Annotated in this window: 7 protein-coding genes; 5 read left to right on the top strand and 2 right to left on the bottom strand. The window is 65.4% G+C overall.

The window, feature by feature from the left end; all coding sequences use genetic code 11:
- Positions 1-462 (top strand): enoyl-CoA hydratase-related protein (locus AC2VOG_RS05725; protein ID WP_486938952.1); only part of this gene is annotated, 462 nt, incomplete at its 5' end.
- 151 nt (positions 463-613) lie between these two features.
- Here AC2VOG_RS05725 and AC2VOG_RS05720 read toward each other — a convergent pair.
- The gene (locus tag AC2VOG_RS05720) at positions 614-1060 is read right to left on the bottom strand and encodes a DUF3060 domain-containing protein (RefSeq protein WP_486938951.1); all 447 of its coding nucleotides are present in this window, start codon (positions 1058-1060) and stop codon (positions 614-616) included.
- A gap of 4 nt (positions 1061-1064) precedes the next feature.
- The gene (locus tag AC2VOG_RS05715; RefSeq protein ID WP_486938950.1) at positions 1065-1436 is read right to left on the bottom strand and encodes a DUF3060 domain-containing protein; all 372 of its coding nucleotides are present in this window, start codon (positions 1434-1436) and stop codon (positions 1065-1067) included.
- 144 nt (positions 1437-1580) lie between these two features.
- Here AC2VOG_RS05715 and AC2VOG_RS05710 point away from each other — a divergent pair, with 144 nt between their 5' ends.
- The 4 genes from AC2VOG_RS05710 to AC2VOG_RS05695 form a co-directional block, all read left to right on the top strand.
- Positions 1581-2225: a TetR/AcrR family transcriptional regulator gene (locus tag AC2VOG_RS05710; RefSeq protein ID WP_486938949.1), complete on the top strand. Its 645-nt coding sequence runs from the start codon at positions 1581-1583 to the stop codon at positions 2223-2225.
- A gap of 284 nt (positions 2226-2509) precedes the next feature.
- Complete coding sequence (rpsL, locus tag AC2VOG_RS05705) at positions 2510-2884, top strand: 30S ribosomal protein S12 (RefSeq protein ID WP_163746691.1); 375 nt, start codon at positions 2510-2512, stop codon at positions 2882-2884.
- Positions 2884-3354, top strand: coding sequence for a 30S ribosomal protein S7 (gene rpsG, locus AC2VOG_RS05700; protein WP_108926244.1), 471 nt, complete (start codon positions 2884-2886; stop codon positions 3352-3354). Before rpsL ends, rpsG begins: the two co-directional genes overlap by 1 nt.
- Before the next feature lie 74 nt (positions 3355-3428).
- Positions 3429-4543, top strand: a 1115-nt coding sequence (locus AC2VOG_RS05695) for an elongation factor G (RefSeq protein WP_486938948.1), incomplete at its 3' end; no start/stop codon positions are given.

The raw sequence follows: 4543 nt of genomic DNA, 5'->3' as shown, positions 1-4543 counted from the left end.
TTCGCGGTGGCCGGCGGTCTGGAGCTCGCGTTGTGGTGCGATCTGCGGATCGCCGAAGAAGACGCCGTGTTCGGGGTGTTCTGCCGCCGCTGGGGGGTGCCGCTGATCGACGGCGGCACGATCCGGTTGCCCCGGCTGATCGGGCAGAGCCGGGCGATGGACCTGATCCTCACCGGTCGCGCGGTCGACGCTGCGGAGGCGCTGGCGATCGGGTTGGCCAATCGCGTTGTACCCAAGGGCAAGGCGCGCGAAGCCGCCGAGCTGCTGGCCGCCGAGTTGGCCGCGTTGCCTCAGCAGTGCATGAGGGCGGATCGGCTCTCGGCGTTGCACCAGTGGGGGCTGCCTGAGGCCGAGGCGCTGGACTACGAATTCGCCAGCATCTCGCGGGTTGCCGCCGAGGCCAACGAAGGTGCGGGACGGTTCGCCGCCGGCGCCGGTCGCCACGGCGCCGCCGCTCAGTAGCTCGGCAACGTGAACGACCGCGCGACCGAAAGCGACTGCCGGGCAACCAGTTTGCTGACCATCGGGATACTCAGCACCCGGAGCGCGAGGTTGCGCACCGTGGCGCGCCGGCCCGACGAGTAACGATCGGACTTGAGCGCGTGGATGGCGGTTACCCGGCCTTGTTGATGGTGTTACCGCTACCCAGGTCGTCGACCTTGGGCTGGCCGTCCTTGTAGCTGATCGTGTTGTTGAAGCCGACGACGTTGAGCTGCTTGTCGACCTTGTCGATGGTGATCTTGTTGTCGGCGCCGCCAATGCTGACCGTGCCGCAGGTGCCCTTGACCGTCAGCGTGTTGTTGGATCCGCCGACGTTGAGCGACTTGCCGTCGCCGCAATCGAGAGTGGTTGTGGTGCCCATCGACCCGTAGTTGATCGTGTTGCCGATGTCGAACTGGGCGCCGGTACTGCTGGTCGAGGGCGTCGACGTCGACGTCGACGAGGTGGGCGAGCCGCTCGTCGGCGTGGTCCCGTTGTTGCCGCTGTGCGCACAGCCGGCCACCCAGAGCAGCGCCGCCGCGCACAGCATGACGACAAGTCGAGAGTTGTTTGTGCGCATGCTGCTAACTTCCCACGTGACTGATGCGATTGGTCATTCCGAGCTCACGGCCCCGATCCCAGACGGCCGGGTCACCGTTTTTGTAGAACACCGACTCGTTGGAGCCGTAAACGGTGATGTCGTGAATGACGTTGTCGGCCACCACGGTATGCCCCGAACCCATCACCGAGATCGCCCAGCAGGTCCCCAGCGCGTTCACGACGTTCCTGGTGCCGTCGATCAACAGCGTCGCCCCGTTGCAGTCGACGGTCTGCTCGACACCCTCGCCGGTGACGTGGGTGTCGCCGTTCTTGGCGTGCCCGCTCGGCGCGGCGGCGGTGAACGCGATCGCGATGGCGCTGGCTGCCAGGACGCGGCCTGGGATCGACCAATTCAACGCGGGTTCCTCTCGCCATCGGGCGCAACTGCTGGGAGGGATCCTACGTGCTCGCCTCCCCGACAGACTAGAGTTCTTCGTTTCGGGGAGGCGCGGACAACAGTCCGTAGACACACCGGTCAACACAACCGAAGGGCGACCGCCATGCCAGCTGAGCCGGATTCATCGGCCGGCCGGCCGGGGGGCGTCAAGTCCGGAACCCGCGGGGCCAGGCTCAGCCGCGAGATCGTCGTCAATGCCGCACTGACCTTCCTGGACCGCGAGGGCTGGGACGCCCTGACCATCAACGCGTTGGCGACGCAGCTGGGAACCAAGGGGCCGTCGCTCTACAACCACGTCGACAGCCTGGAGGATCTGCGCCGCACGGTGCGGATCCGGGTCATCGACGACATCATCGAGATGCTCAATCGGGTCGGCAAGGGCCGCGCCCGCGACGATGCCGTGCTGGTGATGGCCAGCGCCTACCGCAGCTACGCCCATCACCATCCCGGCCGTTACTCGGCCTTCACCCGGATGCCGCTGGGTGGCGGCGACGATCCCGAGTACACCGCCGCGACCCGGGCCGCCGCGACACCGGTGATCGCGGTCCTGTCGTCCTACGGTCTCGATCTCGAGCAGGCGTTCTATGCCGCGCTGGAATTCTGGTCGGCCATGCATGGCTTCGTGCTGCTGGAGATGACCGGTGTGATGGACGACATCGACACCGACTCCGTGTTTTCCGACATGGTGCTGCGACTGGCCGCGGGCATGGAGTTACGCAGCGACTCGGGTGTGCGCGACGCCCTGTGACGTCGCCGGGTAGATTGGATTGTCGGACGCAGATGTCGTCGCTTTGACCTGTCTTGCCAGCGGCGGGTATTGTGGCAATTCGTGCCTGGCGGTTTTAGGCGCTTCACCTAAGACGCGCACGCCGGGCCAATTCGCATGCCAACTACGCGACAGCTCGGTGTCGTCGCGGCCGCCTGCGACACACCCGGACGCGGGGGACCGCGGACGGACATAACTGCAGTACAGAGACTTAGACGCACCAGAATCAGTCAGAACGAATGAACGAAGAAGTAGAAAGCCGGTAGATGCCAACCATTCAGCAGCTGGTCCGCAAGGGTCGCCGCGACAAGGTCGCCAAGGTCAAGACCGCGGCCCTCAAGGGCAGCCCGCAGCGCCGTGGGGTGTGCACCCGCGTGTACACCACAACTCCGAAGAAGCCGAACTCGGCGCTTCGTAAGGTCGCGCGCGTCAAGCTGACCACCGGGGTCGAGGTCACCGCCTACATCCCGGGCGAGGGTCACAACCTGCAGGAGCACTCGATGGTGCTGGTGCGTGGTGGTCGTGTGAAGGACCTGCCGGGTGTGCGGTACAAGATCATCCGCGGCTCGCTGGACACCCAGGGTGTCAAGAACCGCAAGCAGGCGCGCAGCCGTTACGGCGCCAAGAAGGAGAAGAGCTAATGCCGCGCAAGGGGCCCGCGCCGAAGCGTCCGCTGGTCAACGACCCGGTCTACGGGTCGCAACTGGTCACTCAGCTGGTCAACAAGGTCCTGCTGGACGGGAAGAAATCGCTGGCCGAGCGCATTGTCTACGGTGCGCTCGAACAAGCTCGCGACAAGACCGGCACCGACCCGGTGATCACGCTCAAGCGCGCGATGGACAACGTCAAGCCCGCCCTCGAGGTGCGCAGCCGACGTGTGGGTGGTGCCACCTACCAGGTGCCGGTCGAGGTTCGTCCGGAGCGCTCGGTGACGCTGGCCCTGCGTTGGCTGGTCAGCTTCTCCAAGCAGCGTCGTGAGAAGACGATGATCGAGCGCTTGGCAAACGAGATCCTGGATGCCAGCAACGGCCTGGGTGCCGCCGTCAAGCGTCGTGAGGACACCCACAAGATGGCCGAGGCGAACCGCGCCTTCGCGCACTACCGCTGGTGATCCTGCCGGCACAGGTGCCGGGTCGACTCAAGACAGCGAAATAACCAAGCAATCGAAAGAGTGGGAAGACTTCTGTGGCACAGAAGGACGTGCTGACCGACCTCACCAAGGTCCGCAACATCGGCATCATGGCGCACATCGACGCCGGCAAGACGACGACGACCGAGCGGATTCTCTACTACACCGGCATCAGCTACAAGATCGGTGAGGTCCACGACGGTGCAGCCACGATGGACTGGATGGAGCAGGAGCAGGAGCGGGGGATCACCATCACCTCCGCCGCCACCACCTGCTTCTGGAACGACAACCAGATCAACATCATCGACACCCCCGGGCACGTCGACTTCACCGTGGAGGTGGAACGTAGCCTGCGCGTGCTCGACGGTGCCGTTGCGGTCTTCGACGGCAAGGAAGGTGTCGAGCCGCAGTCCGAGCAGGTCTGGCGCCAAGCCGACAAGTACGACGTGCCGCGGATCTGCTTCGTCAACAAGATGGACAAGATCGGCGCCGACTTCTACTTCTCGGTGCGCACCATGGAGGAGCGCCTGGGCGCCAACGCCATCCCGATCCAGCTGCCGATCGGCTCGGAGGGCGACTTCTCCGGCGTCGTCGACCTGGTCGAGATGAAGGCCAAGGTGTGGAGCGCCGAGGCCAAGCTCGGTGAGAAGTACGACGTCGTCGACATCCCCGCCGACATGCAGGAAAAGGCCGACGAGTACCGCACCAAGCTCATCGAGGCCGTCGCCGAGACCGACGAGGCGCTGCTGGAGAAGTACCTCGGCGGCGAGGAGCTGACCGTCGCCGAGATCAAGGCCGCCCTGCGCAAGCTGACCATCAACTCGGAGGCGTACCCGGTGCTGTGCGGCAGCGCCTTCAAGAACAAGGGCGTGCAGCCGATGCTCGATGCGGTCATCGACTACCTGCCCTCGCCGCTGGACGTGCCGCCGGCCATCGGTCACGCGCCGGGCAAGGAGGACGAGGAGATCACGCGCCGGCCGTCGACCGACGAGCCGTTCTCCGCGCTGGCGTTCAAGGTCGCCACCCACCCGTTCTTCGGCAAGCTGACCTACGTCCGCGTCTACTCGGGCACCGTCGAGTCGGGCAGCCAGGTCATCAACGCCACCAAGGGCAAGAAGGAGCGGCTGGGCAAGCTGTTCCAGATGCACTCCAACAAGGAGAACCCGGTCGA

The organism is Mycobacterium sp. TH-M11 (genome assembly GCF_057473725.1).
The sequence above is the reverse complement of the archived record's forward strand: the minus strand, read 5'-3'. Positions and strand labels throughout refer to the sequence as shown.

Bases quoted from the DNA above. Each gene is read 5' to 3' on its own strand.
- AC2VOG_RS05720 (WP_486938951.1), bottom strand. From the start codon at position 1,060: ATGCGCACAAACAACTCTCGACTTGTCGTCATGCTGTGCGCGGCGGCG.
- AC2VOG_RS05710 (WP_486938949.1), top strand. From the start codon at position 1,581: ATGCCAGCTGAGCCGGATTCATCGGCCGGCCGGCCGGGGGGCGTCAAG.
- rpsL (WP_163746691.1), top strand. From the start codon at position 2,510: ATGCCAACCATTCAGCAGCTGGTCCGCAAGGGTCGCCGCGACAAGGTC.
- rpsG (WP_108926244.1), top strand. From the start codon at position 2,884: ATGCCGCGCAAGGGGCCCGCGCCGAAGCGTCCGCTGGTCAACGACCCG.